A 15814-nucleotide genomic window follows, 5' to 3' on the forward strand; every position below is an offset into this window, starting at 1 on the left:
GTGGTGAAGATCACCGTGGAGCGATTGACTCCGGATTCAGGTAATATCGGCAAGTCCCCTATGCGTGGAGTCGCCAATGTCATTCAATCTGTGCTCCCTGCCGAAAGAAGAGCAGGAGAAGGTCGAGGTAGAGAAGGCCGCTGCCTATGCGGTGTGGAAGGAAAGGAACCCCGAGATCAAGCAACCCGCCGAGAGCGAGGCCGGGAACTACAAGGGGGAGATGCAGGCCTATTTCCTGCAGCAGGTTGAACGGTACCGGAAGGTGAAATGACGAACGAAAAAACGCTGCTATTGCTGCCAAGTTGGTTCTTCAAAAGGCAGTTCATTGTCTCATTCTGCCTCTTTGTGGTGCTCCCTTTGCCGGTGGCACTAGCCCACAACGCGTCCATGGTGAACTGGCTGCTTTTACCGTTGGTGCTCTTGGCATTTGCACTGCTGTACCCATACAGCCGATATGCAGTTCAATGGGTCATTGGCTACTGGAATGGGGAGGAGAAGGTCGTCTATGACGGCTCATTCCAGAGCTCCATTGACCGGAAGTTTGCAAAGTTCATGGTGAGCGTGGTTTTCATTCTAGTATTGGGCCCACTGTGCCTCTGCGTGCTCTTGGTGAAGCGCTGGAGAACTCGTGATGGAAGGTAACTTGATTACCCATTAGGCACTGCTCTTGCGCTCGCTTGTCTCGACATGGCTAGAGTCATCAATGATTCTAGCCATTTTCGTTTGTGTACCTATGTTGAGACTGAGATTTCAAGCTGCAATAGCTTCCCCCGCATTACTAAAAAAAACAGTTGATTATTAAATTCTACTGAGCTCTAATCATTCTTGACCAACGGTCAGGGTGACACGCCCGAGGATCTGCAACTCCAGTGTTATTTAGCAATCTGCTCTGCACTTCAATGAAATGGTGAGTGACAGTTCTAGATTATAAAAAGCAGACAAAGAACATAATTTAACACTAACCGTTTTCATATGGAGTTGACTTATGAAACATACCAACACAATTAATTCTGCTTTTGCATTCGATGACATGTGTCGCAATATCAAAACAGTCATCGACTCTAATCTTTTTGTTAAATTCAAACTGTCTACAGTAAAAGAGGCAATCTCTGCTGGTTATGGATTTAACACCCACGCTGCATTGCTTGCACAATTCAAGGGAGCAAATGGTTATACCATTGCACTTGATGCTTTCGATTATATTTCTTTCATTGAAAGACTTTATGGCCTTATCGATGATATGACTTCGGTTTGTGCCATAGGCTCCATCATAGATGGCTCTAGACTCGAAGTGAAAATCACTAAGCGCCCACTCAATGACAAGTACACCAATACGGAATACTCCTTTACTGCTTTGGTAAGTAAACATTCAGGTGAGCGTATTACTTCACCGTTTGATTTTATTATGCCAATTTTTGGTCAGGGAACGGAAGAAAAGTATCGAATCGATTCCAATCATATGTTCAGGAGAACATCTGTAGGGAATTATGCACTAACACGTGGCAATCCTACCCGAAGCCTACTCAATGTTACAGGTAGCAATGGAGAGTGGAGCGGTGCTATCTTTGTTTACGATGTTCAGCAGCAAACAAATGATAGTGGGTGCTTGAGAACAATATCATCAGCAGTGGCGAAAAGAATCTTGGCTGCAATATCTCCGAGATTTAGTATGGAGCTTTATCGTCCTGATTATTATGATTATGGAGCATTGCGCTTAAAAGTAACCCTGGGTGATTCTGCATTAGCCTATTTTGCTGGGCGAGTAGTTTCTTTTACTCGCCCAGTCATTGAAAGAAGGCTCATTCATGTGGAGTCACAAAATATGTACACCATGGAATTGGATAAATTCAATAATGGTGTTTATAGCGCGGATGTTTATAGTAATGGGATTGGAGAAGATAAAAACCCCACGCCCGAAAATAAGTTTTATATGATTTTTTATAAAGAAGTCCTTACGCAGCTTACACAGTCTGGCTTGTCCATTAAGCCTTATTGGGTGAGCTAGCGAATGATAGAATGATGAGTTGTGCTGCGGTTGATATCTTGCTGCCCCAGCGTTAGTATTGCTCAAAGATGGCCAGAGTCCCCGTGACCCTGGCCTTTTTCATTTCTGGCCCGCCTCGTGCGGGCTTTGTCGTTTCTGGAGGGGCGATGCATGGGGAAAGAAGAAGAGCTCGCGACGGCTGCGGCCGCTGCGGGGGTTGCAAAGAGCGCACCGCCGGTAGTGGTGTCCGGCATGACGCTGGCCGGGTACTCGCTCAATGACTGGGTGCTGGCTGCCACGTTGATGTGGATAGCGGTTCAGATGGGCTGGTTCATCTGGTCGAATATCATCAAGCCGCGCCGCCAGCAGGGAGGTGCAAAATGAACAAGGTCCGCATTGCCATTGCCGCGCTCAGCCTGAGTGCAGCGGGCTTTGTGGGGCTCCTGAATCGGGAGGGGTTTGAGCCGACGGCTTACCCCGACCCGGTACACGGTACCAAGCTCCCCACTATCGGCTTTGGGAGCACTGAAGGGGTCAAGATGGGTGACACCATCACGCCCGTCGCCGCGGTGAACAGGAGCCTTCGGGAGGTGCGGGTGTTCGAGAATGCCCTCAAGGCCTGCATCAAGGTGCCACTCCACCAGTATGAGTTCGACGCCTATGTCGAGCTCTCCCACAACATCGGTCCCGGCGCCTTCTGCCGCTCGGCCATCGTGAAGCGCCTGAACGCTGGCGACTACCCAGGTGCCTGCGAGGCGATCCTGCTGTTCAAGCGTGCTGGTAAGCAGGACTGCTCGGCGCCAGGGAACCGGGTATGCCCCGGGCTCTGGAAAGACCGGCTGCGCCTCAATGCGAAGTGCAAGGGGGGATGATGGGAGTGACTCCGCAGAGCAAGGTGCTGCCGTTCCTGGCCGGCGCCCTGGTGATAGCTGCCCTGGCCGGCGGCGGTGTGGCGCTCTATCGCTCCGGCCATGCGGCTGGGGAGGAGGGGGAGCGAAAGACCTGGCAGGCAAGGTGGAATGAAGAGGTTGCCCGCCTTGCCACAGCCAGAGCCAAGGCTGAGCTGAAGGCTCGGGAGGAAGAGCAACGCCGGCAGGCTGAAATCGATGAGGTGAGAGACCATGCACAAGAAGAAATCGCCCAAGCGCAGGCTGATGCCGCTGCTGCTGACCTTGAGTCTGGCCGGCTGCGCGAGCAAGCCCGCCGCCTGGCAGCCCGAGCAAGTCAGTGCGCCAGCCATTCCAGCGCTCCCCAAGGAAGCCCGACAGCCGAACAGCCTGCCGTGGTGCTCGCCGACCTGCTCAGCTGGGCTGACGAAAGAGCGGGTGAGCTGGCAGCAGCGTATGACAGAGCTCGAGCGTCAGGACTAGCCTGCGAGCAGGCCTATGACTCTCTGCGCACCGCAACCATGAAGCCCCGCCAGTAACGGCGGGGTTTGTATTTCTGGGGAGGGAAGAGGTGATGCAGATGAACTGGAGCAGTGAAGTAGAAAGCGGTATCGATGTGACTGGGATTATCACCCGTGTTGAGCACTACGATGGAGTCGAGGCGGTGGTTGTTCTTTCCTCTGGTGTTTCTGTGGTGGTAGCGGCAGCCCACAAGCCGGTACCTGGCGATACCATCGTTGAAGGCGAGTTATCTCTCTAAATGGCAAAGACCGACTGGGCACAGCTCAATGCAGAGTTCCTGCAGGAGCATGAAGCGACAGGCATCAGTGCGAAAGACTGGTGTGACAGCCGCGGCCTGAACTACAACTCGGCGCGTCGCTATTTGAAATCTCGGGGGCAATCCCCTGCGCAACCTGACAAATCTCGCGTAGCTGCGCAATCTGCGCATTCCGAAGTGCGCAAAACTGCGCAATCTGCGCAAAGTGCGCAAAGTGCGCAAGCCAAGGGGAATGAGGCCAAGGCCAAAGGGGGAGAGCGAAGAGAGGAGAAGTCCTCCGCATCCACGCAATCCCAGCCCGAGCCTGACCAGACCTCGAAAAACAAAGGGCGGGATGGTGCTGGCCGCTTCGTCCGGGGCGAGTACGAGGGCAACCCGAACCCGCCCGCCAACATCAAGCCCGGCATGCAGATAGCCAAGACCCATGGCGGTTATGCCAAGTTCCTCGATGCCGAGGAGCTGTTCGACCAGGCTCGCGAGCTGCAACTGCGCGACGAGCTGGACTTCACCCGGGCTCGCGTCATCTCCGTCACCAAGCTGCTCAAGGGGCTGCAGCAGGACCTGGTCACGGCCAGCGAGATGACCGACCGGATTGCGCTCTACGACAAGATCCTGAAGGCCGAGCAGGCTCTCGACCGCAACATCCAGCGGATTGAGTCCATCGAGCGGACCCTGAGCGCCCTTCGCATCGACGAGGTAAGTGTGCCGAAGATTGAGGAGGACACTCGCCGGATCCGGGCTGCTGCGCGCAAGCTGACCGCCGAAGCCGATCGGCTCGAGAAGGATGGCGGCAGCGAGTCCACCCCGGTCAGCGAGATGGTCACCGAGCTGCAGGGGATGGGGACTGGCGGGCTGATGTCGTGATAAAATGCGAGCCAGAGTTCACCCCAATGCAGGAGCCAGCCATGAAACAAAGAGAGCGTCAGGCCGCACAACGGATTTTGGCTATTGAGGCGATCGCCAAACTTCGCTCAGTGTCTGAGCTGTTTGGTGTTGAGGATGTCGGGCTTGACGATGAGCAGGCAACGGCTGACTTTAAGCGCTGGGATGAGAAGATTACAGAACTTGAGCGGTGGATAAGAGATGAAAGCCCGATCGCCTGAACTCGCTTTTGCTGGGGGAGTAATGAGAATTTATCGCAAGAATGAGGCTGGGGAGGCGGTTTACATCGCCGACTGCTCATTGCCGCAGGAGGTGTGCGACGCCGTTGATTCAGGGCGTGAGGCGCAATACGAGTTGCCGCCTGTGCGGGGGCCTTCGCGACACATTGGTTATGACATCGAACCTGATTACGCTGCTACTGTCACCATTGAGCGCGTGCTTCTTGAGCCATACCGCCTTTATCGCAACGGCGTGCTGGTCGAGATGGGCGCAATGATTGCAGATCCCAGTCATGTGAGGATGCTGGCCGAAAACATTCAGCAGCGTGCCGCAGCTAGGGCTGAGGTCAACGCCATCACCGCAGCATGGCAAGAACAAACATAACTACAGCATCCCCCACACCAACCCGCTTCGGCGGGTTTTTTATTGCTTGAGATCCACCAATGACCGAACTCGATAACTCCGACATGACTGAGCAGGAGCAGATGGCCTACATCCGTTCGAAGCTCAGCGATAAGTGGTGGCGGATGAACAACCTCTACATGATCGAGAACGAGCAGGGCCAGCTGGTGCGCTTCCGGCTGCGCCCAGCGCAGGAGCTGCTGTTCAAGACCATGTGGTGGCTGAACATCATCCTCAAGGCGCGCCAGCTTGGGTTCTCCACGGCCATCGACATCTATCTGCTGGACGAGGCGCTGTTCAACAAGAACCTCAAGTGCGGGATCATCGCCCAGGACCTGACGGCCGCAGGCGAGATTTACCGCACCAAGATTGAAGTGCCCTTTGATAACCTGCCGGGCTGGCTCAAGGCCCAGTTCAAGGTGGTGACCCGGCGCGGCGGGGCGAATGGCGGTCACATCCTGTTCCGGCACGGCTCCAGCATCCAGGTGGCCACTTCCTTCCGGTCCGGTACAGTCCAGCGCCTGCATGTCTCCGAGCACGGGAAGATCTGCGCCAAGTATCCCGAGAAGGCCAAGGAGGTGCGAACCGGGACGCTGCAGGCGATCCACCCGGGCGCCGTGGCCTTCATCGAGAGCACAGCCGAAGGGGTAGGGGGCGACTTCCACGCCATGAGCATGAAGTCCCTCGAGCTGGCCAGGGCATCCGGTGAACTCAGTCAGCTCGACTGGAAGTTCCACTTCTTCGCCTGGTGGCAGGACCCTAAGTATCGCGCCGACGTGCCGGCATCCGGCGTAGTGATGAGCAAGACCCAGGCTGAATACTTCACTGCGGTGGAGAAGTCGATGGGTTGCACCATTACCGACGAGCAGCGGCAGTGGTACGTGCTGAAAGAGTCCACCTTGGGCGCCGAGATGAAGCAGGAGTTCCCCAGCACGCCGCTGGAAGCCTTCCTCACCTCCGGGCGCCGGGTGTTCGACCCCATCGCCACGATGGAAGCAGAGGGCGATTGCATGGCCCCGCTCATCGTCTACGACATCGACCCTGTGACCGGAAAGCGCGAGAAGGCCCGCAAACCGGAGAAGCTGGACGAGCAGGGACAGCGCTCGCTCGAGAACATGCTGCTGGTCTGGGAGCTGCCAGATCCCGACGAGGATTACGCCATCGGCGCCGACGTGGCGGAAGGGCTGGAGCACGGCGACCGCTCAAGCCTCGACGTGACGGCCAAGAGCGACGGCCGGCAGGTGGCCCACTGGTTCGGGCATCTGGATCCCGGGCTGTTTGCCCAACTGCTGGCCCACGTCGGCCGCTTCTATGGCACGGCGGAGCATGGCCCGGCCTACATCGGCCCGGAGCGCAACAACCACGGCCACGCTGTGCTGCTCAAGCTCCGTGAAATCTACCCGACCCGACGCATCTACACCCAGGAGCACATCGACCGGGACCGCGACGACGAGACGCCGCGCCTCGGCTGGCTCACCACTCGACAGTCCAAGCCGATCCTGGTTGATGGCCTCAAGGCCCTGCTGCGAGCCGGGCAGTCCGGGATCCGCTGGATAGGTACCATTTCCGAAGCCACCACCTACGTCTACGACAAGAGCGGCAGCATGAACGCCCAGGACGGCTGTTTTGATGACCAGCTCATGAGCTACATGATTGCCCAAGAGATGCGTGCCCGGATGCCGGCCCGCATCGTCAAACCTGAATCCTTCCGCAAACCCAAGCACTGGATGGCCAACTGATGATCAACGCCCAACCCAAGGCCCCTGAAAAAGGCGGCCTCGATACCCCGCGCCTGCTCAAACTGATGAGCGATATCAACGGCCAGCCGGACTGGCGAAGCCTTGCCAATCGGGCGTGCGCCTACTACGACGGCGATCAACTGCCGCCCGAGGTGGTGAGTGTGCTCAAGGCGCGGGGCCAGCCCATCACCATTCACAACCTGATCGCACCGACCATTGACGGCGTGCTGGGAATGGAAGCCAAGAGCCGCACCGATCTGATGGTAATCGCCGATGACCACGACGATGAGCTGGAGCAACTGGCCGAGGCCGTCAACGCCGAATACGCCGATATGTGCCGCCTTGGCGGACTGGACCGCGCCCGGGGCGAGGCCTACGGCGGCCAAATCAAGACCGGCCTGGGCTGGGTTGAGGTGTGTCGCCGTGATGACCCGTTCGGCCCACGTTACAAGTTCAGCAACGTCCACCGTGACGAGGTTTATTGGGACTGGCACAGCAGGGAGCCGGACCTGAGCGACTGCCGCTGGCTGATGCGACGCCGCTGGGTCGATCTGGATGAGGCCAAGACCATGTTCCCGAGCAAGGCACAGGTGCTGCAGTGGGGCGTCAACGACTGGGAGGGGGTCGTGAGCCTGACCTCCATCGATGGGCTGGACCCCAACCTGGTCAGCGCCTATGAAGAGTGGAGCCAGTTCAGCGGCAAGGAGATCGAGTGGTGCAGCCGGGAGCGGGATCGGGTGCTTCTGCAGGTGGTCTACTACCGCACCTACACCATGCGTCAGGTGCTGATGCTGGACTCCGGTCGGGCACTGGAGTACGACAAGGCCAATCAACTGCACCTGGCTGCTGTGGCCATGGGGCGCGCCAAGCTGGAGCGCTGCCCGGTGGCCGTGATCCGGGAGTCCTGGTTCGTCGGCCCTCATCATCTGGTTGATCGACCCTGCTCTGCTCCGCACAACATGTATCCGCTGGTGCCGTTCTGGGGGTACCGCAAAGACCGCACCGGTGAGCCCTATGGGTTGATTGTTCGAGCCATGCCGGCGCAGGACGAGGTGAACCTGCGGCGCATCAAGCTGACGTTCCTGCTGCAGGCCAAGCGCGTCATCATGGACAAGGACGCTACCAACATGAGCCAGAGTCAGGTGCTGGAGCAGGTCGAGCGCCCTGATGGCTACATCGAGCTCAACCCGGATCGCGCCAACAAGACCAGCGTGAGCGATGCCTTCAAGGTGGAGCAGGACTTCAACGTGGCGGCCCAGCAGTTTCAGGTGATGCAGGACTCGGTGAAGCTGATCCAGGACACCATGGGGGTTTATGCCGCTTTCCTGGGGCAGGGCTCCACCGGGCAGTCCGGCGTGGCGATCAGCAACCTGGTGGAGCAGGGGGCAACCACGCTTTCCGAGATCAACGACAACTACCGGATGGGCTGCCAGCAAGTGGGGCAGCTGGCGCTGGCGTACCTGCTGGAAGACATGGCCAGCAAGCGCAACTACAAGGTGACCGTGAATCGGGAAGACCCCCGCCGCCGCAAGGCTGTGGTGGTCAATGTGGAGCAGGAGGATGGCAAACTCACCAATGATGTGACCCGGCTGCGGGCACATATCGCACTGGCGCCGATCCAGCAGACTGCCGCCTACAAGCAACAACTGGCCGAGCGGATGACCCAGGCCATGTCCCAACTTCCGCCCGCGGCGGCAGGTGCTTGCTTTGACCTGCTGGTCGAGCTGATGGATGTCCCGCGCAAGGCAGAGTTCGTGGAGCGGATCCGCAATGCCCTGAACATCCCGAAAGACCCGGACGAGATGAGCGACGAGGAGCGCGCGGCCGCCGAGCAGCAGGCTCAGCAGGCCCAGATGCAGCAGGAGCTGGCCATGCGCGAGATGCAGGCCAAGCTGGCAGAGCTGGAGGGCAAGGCAGCCAAGTGGCAGGCTGAGGCCCAGCGCATCGCCAAGCTGACCGACTCCATCCGGTTCGAGGATGCCCTCAAGCAGGCCCAGACCGGCAAGACGCTGCAGGAGATGGAGCGGCTCGCTGCCGAGCAGCAGAGCATCCAGGGGGAGCAGGCCGTGCTGCAGGCTCAGCTGTTGGACACCATCCAGCAGCAGATCGACGCCATCGCGCTCTGATAGTTGCTTTCCTCACCGCCCAGCGTTACGATTTCCCCAACATGGCCCAGTCTCTCGAGATTGGGCCTTTTTCATTTCTGAGCCCAGTGCCGTGCTGCGCCAGAGCTCGAATGCGACGATGAATGAACCCGCCTTGTGCGGGTTTTTTTGTGCCCAGCCCCAGCCGGGGAGGGCTTTCACTGAGAGCTTTCCCCCGCTTGGGCAGCGATACCACCCACTGAAAACCCACGAGGACAACCATGGATACGAGCATCGACAACCTGACCGGGACTGAAAGCCTGGACGAACTGGAAGCCATACTGGAGGCGATCGAGCGTGAGCCCGATAGCGAGCTGGATGATGGCACTGGCACCAAGCAAACGGACGTACAACCCGCGCCGTCGGCGGGCGAGGTGACAGCCGGTAACGAACAAGCCGGCACCGAGCAGGGCGGTGAAGGGGCCGCGGAGCCTGAGAAGGTGATCCTGGCCAAGAGCGGTCAACACACCATCCCGTATGAAGTGCTGGAGCAGGCGCGTAATGAAGCCAAGCAGTTGCGTGAGCAGTTGGCTCAGTCGCAGCAAGCCCAGGCCGAGCGGGACAAGCTGCAGGCGCTGATGGAGAAGCACGGGATCAACCCCGATGTTGACCCTGACGACATCAGCCAGGAGGAGCTGGCACAACTGGCACAGGACTACCCGGATTTGGGCAAGTCGATTGCAGCCATAGCCAGCAAGCTTCAAAGGCTGGAGCAGCAGGCAGCACCGCAGCCGGTTCCCCTCGCCATCAATCCGGTTCAGGCCGCACTGCAGGCGGTACCTGACCTGATGAGCTGGCGGGAGAAAGACCCGGACCGCTTCGACTTCGCCATCATCGTCGATGAGAAGCTCCAGGCTGACCCCGTGTGGCAAGGCAAGTCGCTGGATGAGCGATTCGCAGAGGCGGCACGCCGCACCAAGCTGGCCTTTGGTGACGAGGTTACCCCTCCCACCAAGGCACCCGGCAAGGAAGCGGATAAGCCAGCCGATTTCATCCCGTCCAGCCCTTCGGCACTCGGCCAGACCCATCATGCTGCCCCCACTGGAGTGGAGCGCTTTGGCGCCATGTCTCAGACCGAGCTTATCGGCGAGATGGGTGCCATGACAGACGCCCAAATGGATGCGCTGCTGGAGCAGGTCGGGTACTAAAACACCACCCGTTTATACAAGCCAACCCCGACCCTGTGTCGGGGTTTTTGTTTTCATGTAGGAGAGGATCATGACCCAAGTCACCTCGGCGCAAGCCAACAAGATTTTGCAGACTGCACTCTTTACGTCTGCCAACCGTTCCCAATCGCTGGTGAACATGCTGACCGAAGAGGCGCCGAAGGGCGTGAAAATTAATGACGGTAAGCAGACCCATCATGGCGCCCCCGTTGTCCGCATTACCGATCTCGCCAAGGGGGCGGGCGATGAAGTGGATATGCAGCTGTTCCACCAACTGTCTGGCCGTCCGACTATGGGCGACAAGAAGCTGGCAGGGCGCCTCGAGAACATGTCCTTCGCGGACTTCTCTCTCAAGATCAGCCAGACTCGCCACGGCGTGGATGCGGGCGGCAAGATGAGCCAGAAGCGCACCAAACACGACCTGATCAAGACCGCTCGTGCCCTGCTGGCAGACGGCTACTATGGTCGTCTGGTAGATCAGCGAGGCTTTGCTCAGTTGGCCGGTGCTCGCGGTGATTACTCGGCCACCGATATCATCTTGCCGCTGGCGGATGATCCCGAGTTTGCTGAGATCATGATCAACCCGCTGACGGCACCAACCTACGAGCGCCACTTCTTCGGCGGGGATGCAACCTCCTTCGAAGCCATCGACGCTGCAGATCGCTTCAACCTCGGCTGCGTGGACAACATGTCGTTGTTCCTGGCCGAGATGGCCAACCCTATCCAGCCGATCCGCATGGTGGCGGACCCGTCCGGTGGTGAGCCGCTCTATGTGCTCTACGTGACCCCGCGCCAGTGGCACGACTTCTACACCTCCAGCTCCGGCAAGGACTGGCAGGCAATGCTGGCTTCCGCGATGGAGCGTAGCAAGGGCTGGAATCACCCCATCTTCCGTGGGGAAGGCGCCATGTGGCGCGGCATCCTGGTCAAGCAATACAAGGGCATGCCGATTCGCTTCAACCAGGGCAGCACCGTCAAAGTGTGTGCCGCCAACTCCACGACCGGGGCGGAAGTGGACAAGGTTGCCAGCACCTTGATCGACCGCGCCGTGCTGCTGGGTGGCCAGGCGCTGGCCAACGCCTTCGGTTCCGGTGAGCAGGGGGGCTCCTTTGGCATGCACCAAGAGCCGGCCGACCATGGCAACTCGAACGAGATCTCGATCCGTTGGGTCTCCGGCCTGCAAAAGATCCGCTTCAAACAGCGCAACGGCAACATTCAGGATCATGGCTGCATGGTGTTGGATACCGCCGTCAGCGCCGTCGGCCGCTAATCCACCCACCAGAGCGAGGGGGCGATGCCCCCTCCTGTTGATATCTGACCAGACAAGGAGCCATATCATGGCCAAGATTACCCTGATCGCCCGAGCGTACCGCTGGTTTGTCGGCGCATTCGGCAACCTCTCTATCTCCCCGACCCTGGTGGCCAAGCTGGCTGCAGTACCCGCTGGCGATGTTGTCGCATACGGCGACAAGGTGGAGCCCAACCTGAAAGTGGTGGGTGTGACGATGTTCAGCACTGCGCTGGGCGCGAGTACCACCATCACAGCCAAGATCGGCACGACCACCATCATCAACGCCGAGAGTACGGTGGGGACGGTGGCAAAGTATTACCCGGTCGATGACCTGATGACCGAGCCTGACCAGGAGCTCACCCTCACCGTTGGCGGCGGCGCTGCGACGGGCACGGTCAAGCTCAAACTGCATTACGAGGTAGTCGGCAACCTGTAAGGCTGCCGATCACTGTCCGCCCGGCCCCGTGCCGGGCTTTTTCGTTTCTAAATAGGAGTCATCGCCATGAGCGACAAGATTGCCGTGGTTTACATCGGCGATAAGCCGAGCAAGAAAGACACGGTCACCGGCAGCCGCCTGGTCTTCCCGCGCCATACCGCAGTGGATGTGGAGAGTCACATCGCCATGCAACTGCTGGAGTTCCCGACCGTCTGGATCCGCCATGAGGCACTGGCTGGCGAGTTGGCGCGTCAGGAGACTGTTGCCGAGATGGAAGCCCTGGAGCTGGAGCGCCTCGCCGCTGAAGCAGCCCGCCTGGCCGAAGAGCAGAGCATGGTGGTCGGTGAGCGCGATCTGGCCAAGATGACCTCTGCCCAACTGGCCACCCTGGTGGAGGGGGAAGAACTGGATATCGAGCCGCAGGGCCCGCAAGAGAAGGTGCCAGAATACCGGGTGCGCGTGCGTGATGCTCTGAAGGCCAAGCTGGCAGAGCAGGAGGAATAGCATGCAGATGGTGCCCCGCGAGCAGTTCCTGCCCACCGTCAGGATGCACATCACCGGCCCGCTCGAGATGCTGCTGGAGGAGGCCGTTACCGAGGCGGCGGTCACCTTCTGCCGTGAGTCTGAGCTGATCACCCTCGATCGCCTGCTGCCCAGCGCGTCAGCCGGCAGCCTGGAGGTGGTGTGCAATGTGGACGGGGTGACCTCCTGCAATGTGCTGCACCTCACTGATGCGGGGGGCGTACCCCTGGATTCTGGACGTGACTACTTCGCCATCTCTGCCAATGAGCTGAGCATCCTGACAGATCTCAGCAACGTGCGGATCTGGTATGTGGCCACCCCGGTAAAAGGCGCCAAGGAGCTCCCCGCGCAGCTTTACCACGAGCACGCCGAGGCCATCGCTCATGGTGTTGCCTCGTTGCTCTATGCCCAGCCTGATCGCCCTTGGTCTGACCCCAAGCGCGCCAGCTATCACCGTTCCGAGTTTGTCGAGGGATGGCGTCGTGCCGGGCGGTTCCGCAAGCAGCATAGCGCCCCGACCCAAGTCGAGTTCTACAACCCGCCCCGCAAGCACTGCTTTTTCTGATCCCAAGGACACATCATGGCTACCGTGACCGTTGCAACCATCCTCAAGCGGGTAAACACCTTGCTTGTCGATCCTACTTTTACCCGCTGGCCCAAGCAGGAGCTGCTGGACTACTACAACGACGCGACCAAGGCGATCGTGCTGGTGCGCCCTGACGCACACACCAAGAACACCGAGTTCACTTGTGCGGCCGGTACCAAGCAGACTCTGCCGGCCGACGCTCTTCGCCTCATCGAGGTGCTGCGAAATGCCAACGGCAAGGTGATCCGCTACGTGGTGCGCAAGGCGCTGGATGACAGCTACCCTGACTGGCACTCCAGCAACACCGCGACCACGGTGGACAACTACACCTACGAGGAGCGGGATCCGAAGACCTTCTATCTGCATCCAGGCCCGGCCGCGGCGGTGAAAGTGGATGTGATCTATTCGGTTGCCCCTCAGTCCAAGGCGTTGGCCGAAGTGGAGAGTGCTCAGAGCCCGGCGCTGGCTGACCTGGATGACATCTACATCAACCCGATCATCGACTTTATGCTCTACCGCTGCTTCTCCAAGGATGCGGAGTATTCGGCCAACTCCAATCGGGCTGCTGGTCACTACAACGCCTTCTTGCAACAGCTCGGGGAGAAAACCCAAGCTGACGCGAGCATGGAGGCACGCCAGCAGGCCAGCTTTGGCCGAGTCACCGGACAGTAAGGAGGCGATAAATGGCGGGCATCTGGTATCGAGCCGGTTCCATCGCCGTCACCAACGGCAGCAAGAAGGTGGTGGGCACGGGTACTACCTGGAAAACCTCCGTGCTCAAGCCAGACAAGGGACATGCGTTCCAGGGGCCGGATGGACGGATTTACGAGCTGGATTACGTCGAGAGTGACACAGTGCTGTACCTCGTCACGGCCTATCTCGGGCCCACGGCAACAGGTCAGGCGTATGCCATTGATGTCACAAGAACAGGCACCATCCCGGCGTTGAGCCGTGAAATTTCAGCGTTCAGCGCATACGCCCAAGGGCAGTATGACAGTTGGCAGAAGGTGCTCACAGGCACAGGGATGGTGACGCTGACGGCGCCGGATGGCCAGCAGGTTCAAGTCCCTGCGCTGTCAGCGTTCCAGCCCACCTCTGCCTCACTCAAGGCGTTGCAGGCTCTAGTGCCGGCGCCGGACAAGTTGCCGGTGTTCAGCTCCGTCACTGCGGCCAAGTTGATCGACCTGCCTGCGTTCTCCCAGTCGTTTCTGAGCAAGGCGACGACGGCGGCATTGGCACGGGCGGAGCTGGAAGCCAAACAGCAGGAGGTCTTCCTGAGTTTTCCGATCTCGCTGAACTGGTGCAAGATTGCCACCGTGACCATTCCGCAAGCACGGACTGAAATCATTGAGTTATTTGGAAATGCTGGATATGACACTAGCTCCAACAAATGGGCTCAGAAGGTGGAAATCATCATTCGTGGGTTTAACGGCAGCCCCAAATCCATTGGCGTTATCGCCAGAAACCCAGGAAAGCAGAATGCTATTCTTTCAGCTATTTGCTTCACCAATCCGGGTGGCGGTGATGTGTATGACATTTATGCAATCCCCGGCAATATTTACACGCAGAATATCCGGGCGCGATGCAGCCCTGGTGTCGAGCTCTCCCTTGTAAATACGGGAAGCACTGAGACTCCCGCGAACAGTTCTCCCGGCCTGATTTATACCCAGTTTGATAGCAAAAACGCCGTGGGCACCGTCTCCCAGGATAACGGGCTCCCCACCGGCGCCATTGTTGAAACAGGTGAAAACGCGAACGGCATGTACATCAAGTTCTTGGGCGGCTTGATGGTGTGTTTCTGCAACCTGTCAGTTTCGTCGTTTGCTGTGACAGCGGCAGTGGGGGGGATATTCCAGAGCAGCACCGTGGTGACGGTGAACTATCCCGCCACCTTTGTTGGTGTGGTTCGCAGCTTCGCAGAGGCCTTGTATGGCGGCGGCGGTTCTCGGCCTTGGCCTGTGTTGGTTACGCAAGGGACATCCTATTCCAGTTACGTCCTCCAATCCGGGTTATCCATGGCCAGTTTCAACGGTAACCTCCTGGTGGGGGTCATGGGCCGCTGGCACTAAGTCAACGTTGAAGGCAAAAAGTAGATGAAAATCAAATTGAGCCCCCTGAGTACCGAGGAGCGCCTGACAGCCGATGTGAATGGGGACACCCTGGTACTCAACGGCACGCCGCTGAATTTCTCCCCCCTGGGGGAGGGCGACATCCTGCCCATTTCCGCCATCGACTCCCCGTGGATTGCATCGGATGTGACGCGAACGGATGGTGAGATATCGCTGACCCTCCGCGTACCCCACGGGGCGAATGCCCCGCGTGAAACACTGTTCCCCGCCGCTTTCGATGTGCCGATGACGGTAATGGCTGGCCCCGTTCCCCTGCCGCCGTATGAGACTGAGCCGGAGGTGATGGCATGAGCATTGACTGGAGCCAGGCCATAACGTCAGAGCGCCGCGCCGCTGAGCAGGCGCTGGCCGACTACGAGGCATGGAAGGTTGAACGGCAGGCGCGGGTAGATGCTCTGGTGGTCGAGGTGGATGGCCTGGAGTTCGATGGCAACGAGATCAGCACGCGGCGCATGGCTGATTTGATCGCCGCCGCCGATGACCTGGCCGATGCCACGGAGTGGACGCTGGCCGACAACCGAGTGGTGGTCGTGACCGTGCAGCAGCTCAAGCAGGCGCTGCGCCTATCTACTGAAGCTCGCACTGCAATTTGGAATGCTGATCGACCCGCTCCACCAGGAGAGATCACTTCGCATCCCTGACGCGAACC

The 15814-nt window shown here is 58.9% G+C and carries 21 protein-coding genes; all 21 read left to right on the forward strand.

The features are described 5' to 3' along the window. Positions 1-76 precede the first annotated feature (76 nt). The 21 genes from ACVDHI_RS04625 (at position 77) to ACVDHI_RS04725 (ending at position 15806) form a co-directional block, all read left to right on the forward strand. Positions 77-271 carry a DUF3283 family protein gene (locus ACVDHI_RS04625; protein WP_201894766.1) on the forward strand — a complete coding sequence of 65 codons (195 nt, stop codon included), beginning with the start codon at positions 77-79 and terminating at the stop codon, positions 269-271. Continuing rightward, a complete protein-coding gene (locus tag ACVDHI_RS04630) occupies positions 268-642 on the forward strand; it encodes a hypothetical protein (protein ID WP_323918946.1) in 375 nt (124 codons plus the stop codon). The genes ACVDHI_RS04625 and ACVDHI_RS04630 overlap by 4 nt, the downstream gene beginning before the upstream one ends. Before the next feature lie 343 nt (positions 643-985). After that, on the forward strand, positions 986-2005 hold the full coding sequence (locus ACVDHI_RS04635; protein WP_323918944.1) for a hypothetical protein: 1020 nt from the start codon (positions 986-988) through the stop codon (positions 2003-2005). Positions 2006-2155: 150 nt separating this feature from the next. Then, positions 2156-2368, forward strand: a complete 213-nt coding sequence (locus tag ACVDHI_RS04640; protein ID WP_047234869.1) for a hypothetical protein — start codon at positions 2156-2158, stop codon at positions 2366-2368. After that, positions 2365-2856, forward strand: coding sequence for a lysozyme (locus ACVDHI_RS04645; RefSeq protein ID WP_323911996.1), 492 nt, complete (start codon positions 2365-2367; stop codon positions 2854-2856). Before ACVDHI_RS04640 ends, ACVDHI_RS04645 begins: the two co-directional genes overlap by 4 nt. Beyond that, complete coding sequence (locus ACVDHI_RS04650) at positions 2856-3410, forward strand: DUF2514 domain-containing protein (protein WP_447211757.1); 555 nt, start codon at positions 2856-2858, stop codon at positions 3408-3410. The genes ACVDHI_RS04645 and ACVDHI_RS04650 overlap by 1 nt, the downstream gene beginning before the upstream one ends. A 35-nt stretch (positions 3411-3445) precedes the next feature. After that, complete coding sequence (locus ACVDHI_RS04655) at positions 3446-3631, forward strand: hypothetical protein (protein ID WP_045525841.1); 186 nt, start codon at positions 3446-3448, stop codon at positions 3629-3631. Then, positions 3632-4513 (forward strand): terminase, encoded by an 882-nt coding sequence (locus ACVDHI_RS04660; protein ID WP_447211758.1) that lies wholly within the window; start codon positions 3632-3634, stop codon positions 4511-4513. Positions 4514-4554: 41 nt separating this feature from the next. Then, on the forward strand, positions 4555-4752 hold the full coding sequence (locus ACVDHI_RS04665; RefSeq protein ID WP_109421929.1) for a DUF6835 domain-containing protein: 198 nt from the start codon (positions 4555-4557) through the stop codon (positions 4750-4752). Beyond that, positions 4733-5134 carry a hypothetical protein gene (locus tag ACVDHI_RS04670; protein WP_447211759.1) on the forward strand — a complete coding sequence of 134 codons (402 nt, stop codon included), beginning with the start codon at positions 4733-4735 and terminating at the stop codon, positions 5132-5134. Before ACVDHI_RS04665 ends, ACVDHI_RS04670 begins: the two co-directional genes overlap by 20 nt. Before the next feature lie 59 nt (positions 5135-5193). Next, entirely contained in the window at positions 5194-6891 is a 1698-nt protein-coding gene (locus ACVDHI_RS04675; protein ID WP_447211760.1) for a terminase, read from the forward strand. Further along, the gene (locus tag ACVDHI_RS04680) at positions 6891-9017 is read left to right on the forward strand and encodes a portal protein (protein ID WP_447211761.1); all 2127 of its coding nucleotides are present in this window, start codon (positions 6891-6893) and stop codon (positions 9015-9017) included. The genes ACVDHI_RS04675 and ACVDHI_RS04680 overlap by 1 nt, the downstream gene beginning before the upstream one ends. Before the next feature lie 239 nt (positions 9018-9256). Further along, positions 9257-10183 carry a hypothetical protein gene (locus ACVDHI_RS04685; protein WP_324046017.1) on the forward strand — a complete coding sequence of 309 codons (927 nt, stop codon included), beginning with the start codon at positions 9257-9259 and terminating at the stop codon, positions 10181-10183. Positions 10184-10253: 70 nt separating this feature from the next. Continuing rightward, positions 10254-11471 carry a phage capsid family protein gene (locus ACVDHI_RS04690; RefSeq protein WP_324046018.1) on the forward strand — a complete coding sequence of 406 codons (1218 nt, stop codon included), beginning with the start codon at positions 10254-10256 and terminating at the stop codon, positions 11469-11471. Positions 11472-11538: 67 nt separating this feature from the next. Continuing rightward, positions 11539-11928, forward strand: coding sequence for a hypothetical protein (locus ACVDHI_RS04695; RefSeq protein ID WP_201891280.1), 390 nt, complete (start codon positions 11539-11541; stop codon positions 11926-11928). 66 nt (positions 11929-11994) lie between these two features. Next, on the forward strand, positions 11995-12432 hold the full coding sequence (locus ACVDHI_RS04700) for a hypothetical protein (RefSeq protein ID WP_447211762.1): 438 nt from the start codon (positions 11995-11997) through the stop codon (positions 12430-12432). Position 12433: 1 nt separating this feature from the next. Beyond that, positions 12434-13015, forward strand: a complete 582-nt coding sequence (locus ACVDHI_RS04705; protein WP_202043853.1) for a hypothetical protein — start codon at positions 12434-12436, stop codon at positions 13013-13015. A gap of 15 nt (positions 13016-13030) precedes the next feature. Next, positions 13031-13708: a phage adaptor protein gene (locus ACVDHI_RS04710; RefSeq protein WP_261999723.1), complete on the forward strand. Its 678-nt coding sequence runs from the start codon at positions 13031-13033 to the stop codon at positions 13706-13708. 11 nt (positions 13709-13719) lie between these two features. Next, on the forward strand, positions 13720-15105 hold the full coding sequence (locus ACVDHI_RS04715; protein WP_447211763.1) for a hypothetical protein: 1386 nt from the start codon (positions 13720-13722) through the stop codon (positions 15103-15105). Between the two features lie 24 nt (positions 15106-15129). After that, positions 15130-15456, forward strand: coding sequence for a hypothetical protein (locus ACVDHI_RS04720; protein ID WP_324046022.1), 327 nt, complete (start codon positions 15130-15132; stop codon positions 15454-15456). Beyond that, the gene (locus tag ACVDHI_RS04725) at positions 15453-15806 is read left to right on the forward strand and encodes a hypothetical protein (RefSeq protein ID WP_447211764.1); all 354 of its coding nucleotides are present in this window, start codon (positions 15453-15455) and stop codon (positions 15804-15806) included. The genes ACVDHI_RS04720 and ACVDHI_RS04725 overlap by 4 nt, the downstream gene beginning before the upstream one ends. Positions 15807-15814: the final 8 nt, after the last annotated feature.

The sequence above is a fragment of the Aeromonas sp. 25-248 genome (genome assembly GCF_053005425.1).

Excerpts from the sequence above, each read along its gene's own strand:
- ACVDHI_RS04625 (WP_201894766.1), top strand. The coding sequence starts at position 77 with ATGTCATTCAATCTGTGCTCCCTGCCGAAAGAAGAGCAGGAGAAGGTC.
- ACVDHI_RS04630 (WP_323918946.1), top strand. The coding sequence starts at position 268 with ATGACGAACGAAAAAACGCTGCTATTGCTGCCAAGTTGGTTCTTCAAA.
- ACVDHI_RS04635 (WP_323918944.1), top strand. The coding sequence starts at position 986 with ATGAAACATACCAACACAATTAATTCTGCTTTTGCATTCGATGACATG.
- ACVDHI_RS04640 (WP_047234869.1), top strand. The coding sequence starts at position 2,156 with ATGGGGAAAGAAGAAGAGCTCGCGACGGCTGCGGCCGCTGCGGGGGTT.
- ACVDHI_RS04645 (WP_323911996.1), top strand. The coding sequence starts at position 2,365 with ATGAACAAGGTCCGCATTGCCATTGCCGCGCTCAGCCTGAGTGCAGCG.
- ACVDHI_RS04650 (WP_447211757.1), top strand. The coding sequence starts at position 2,856 with ATGGGAGTGACTCCGCAGAGCAAGGTGCTGCCGTTCCTGGCCGGCGCC.
- ACVDHI_RS04655 (WP_045525841.1), top strand. The coding sequence starts at position 3,446 with ATGCAGATGAACTGGAGCAGTGAAGTAGAAAGCGGTATCGATGTGACT.
- ACVDHI_RS04660 (WP_447211758.1), top strand. The coding sequence starts at position 3,632 with ATGGCAAAGACCGACTGGGCACAGCTCAATGCAGAGTTCCTGCAGGAG.
- ACVDHI_RS04665 (WP_109421929.1), top strand. The coding sequence starts at position 4,555 with ATGAAACAAAGAGAGCGTCAGGCCGCACAACGGATTTTGGCTATTGAG.
- ACVDHI_RS04670 (WP_447211759.1), top strand. The coding sequence starts at position 4,733 with ATGAAAGCCCGATCGCCTGAACTCGCTTTTGCTGGGGGAGTAATGAGA.
- ACVDHI_RS04675 (WP_447211760.1), top strand. The coding sequence starts at position 5,194 with ATGACCGAACTCGATAACTCCGACATGACTGAGCAGGAGCAGATGGCC.
- ACVDHI_RS04680 (WP_447211761.1), top strand. The coding sequence starts at position 6,891 with ATGATCAACGCCCAACCCAAGGCCCCTGAAAAAGGCGGCCTCGATACC.
- ACVDHI_RS04685 (WP_324046017.1), top strand. The coding sequence starts at position 9,257 with ATGGATACGAGCATCGACAACCTGACCGGGACTGAAAGCCTGGACGAA.
- ACVDHI_RS04690 (WP_324046018.1), top strand. The coding sequence starts at position 10,254 with ATGACCCAAGTCACCTCGGCGCAAGCCAACAAGATTTTGCAGACTGCA.
- ACVDHI_RS04695 (WP_201891280.1), top strand. The coding sequence starts at position 11,539 with ATGGCCAAGATTACCCTGATCGCCCGAGCGTACCGCTGGTTTGTCGGC.
- ACVDHI_RS04700 (WP_447211762.1), top strand. The coding sequence starts at position 11,995 with ATGAGCGACAAGATTGCCGTGGTTTACATCGGCGATAAGCCGAGCAAG.
- ACVDHI_RS04705 (WP_202043853.1), top strand. The coding sequence starts at position 12,434 with ATGCAGATGGTGCCCCGCGAGCAGTTCCTGCCCACCGTCAGGATGCAC.
- ACVDHI_RS04710 (WP_261999723.1), top strand. The coding sequence starts at position 13,031 with ATGGCTACCGTGACCGTTGCAACCATCCTCAAGCGGGTAAACACCTTG.
- ACVDHI_RS04715 (WP_447211763.1), top strand. The coding sequence starts at position 13,720 with ATGGCGGGCATCTGGTATCGAGCCGGTTCCATCGCCGTCACCAACGGC.
- ACVDHI_RS04720 (WP_324046022.1), top strand. The coding sequence starts at position 15,130 with ATGAAAATCAAATTGAGCCCCCTGAGTACCGAGGAGCGCCTGACAGCC.
- ACVDHI_RS04725 (WP_447211764.1), top strand. The coding sequence starts at position 15,453 with ATGAGCATTGACTGGAGCCAGGCCATAACGTCAGAGCGCCGCGCCGCT.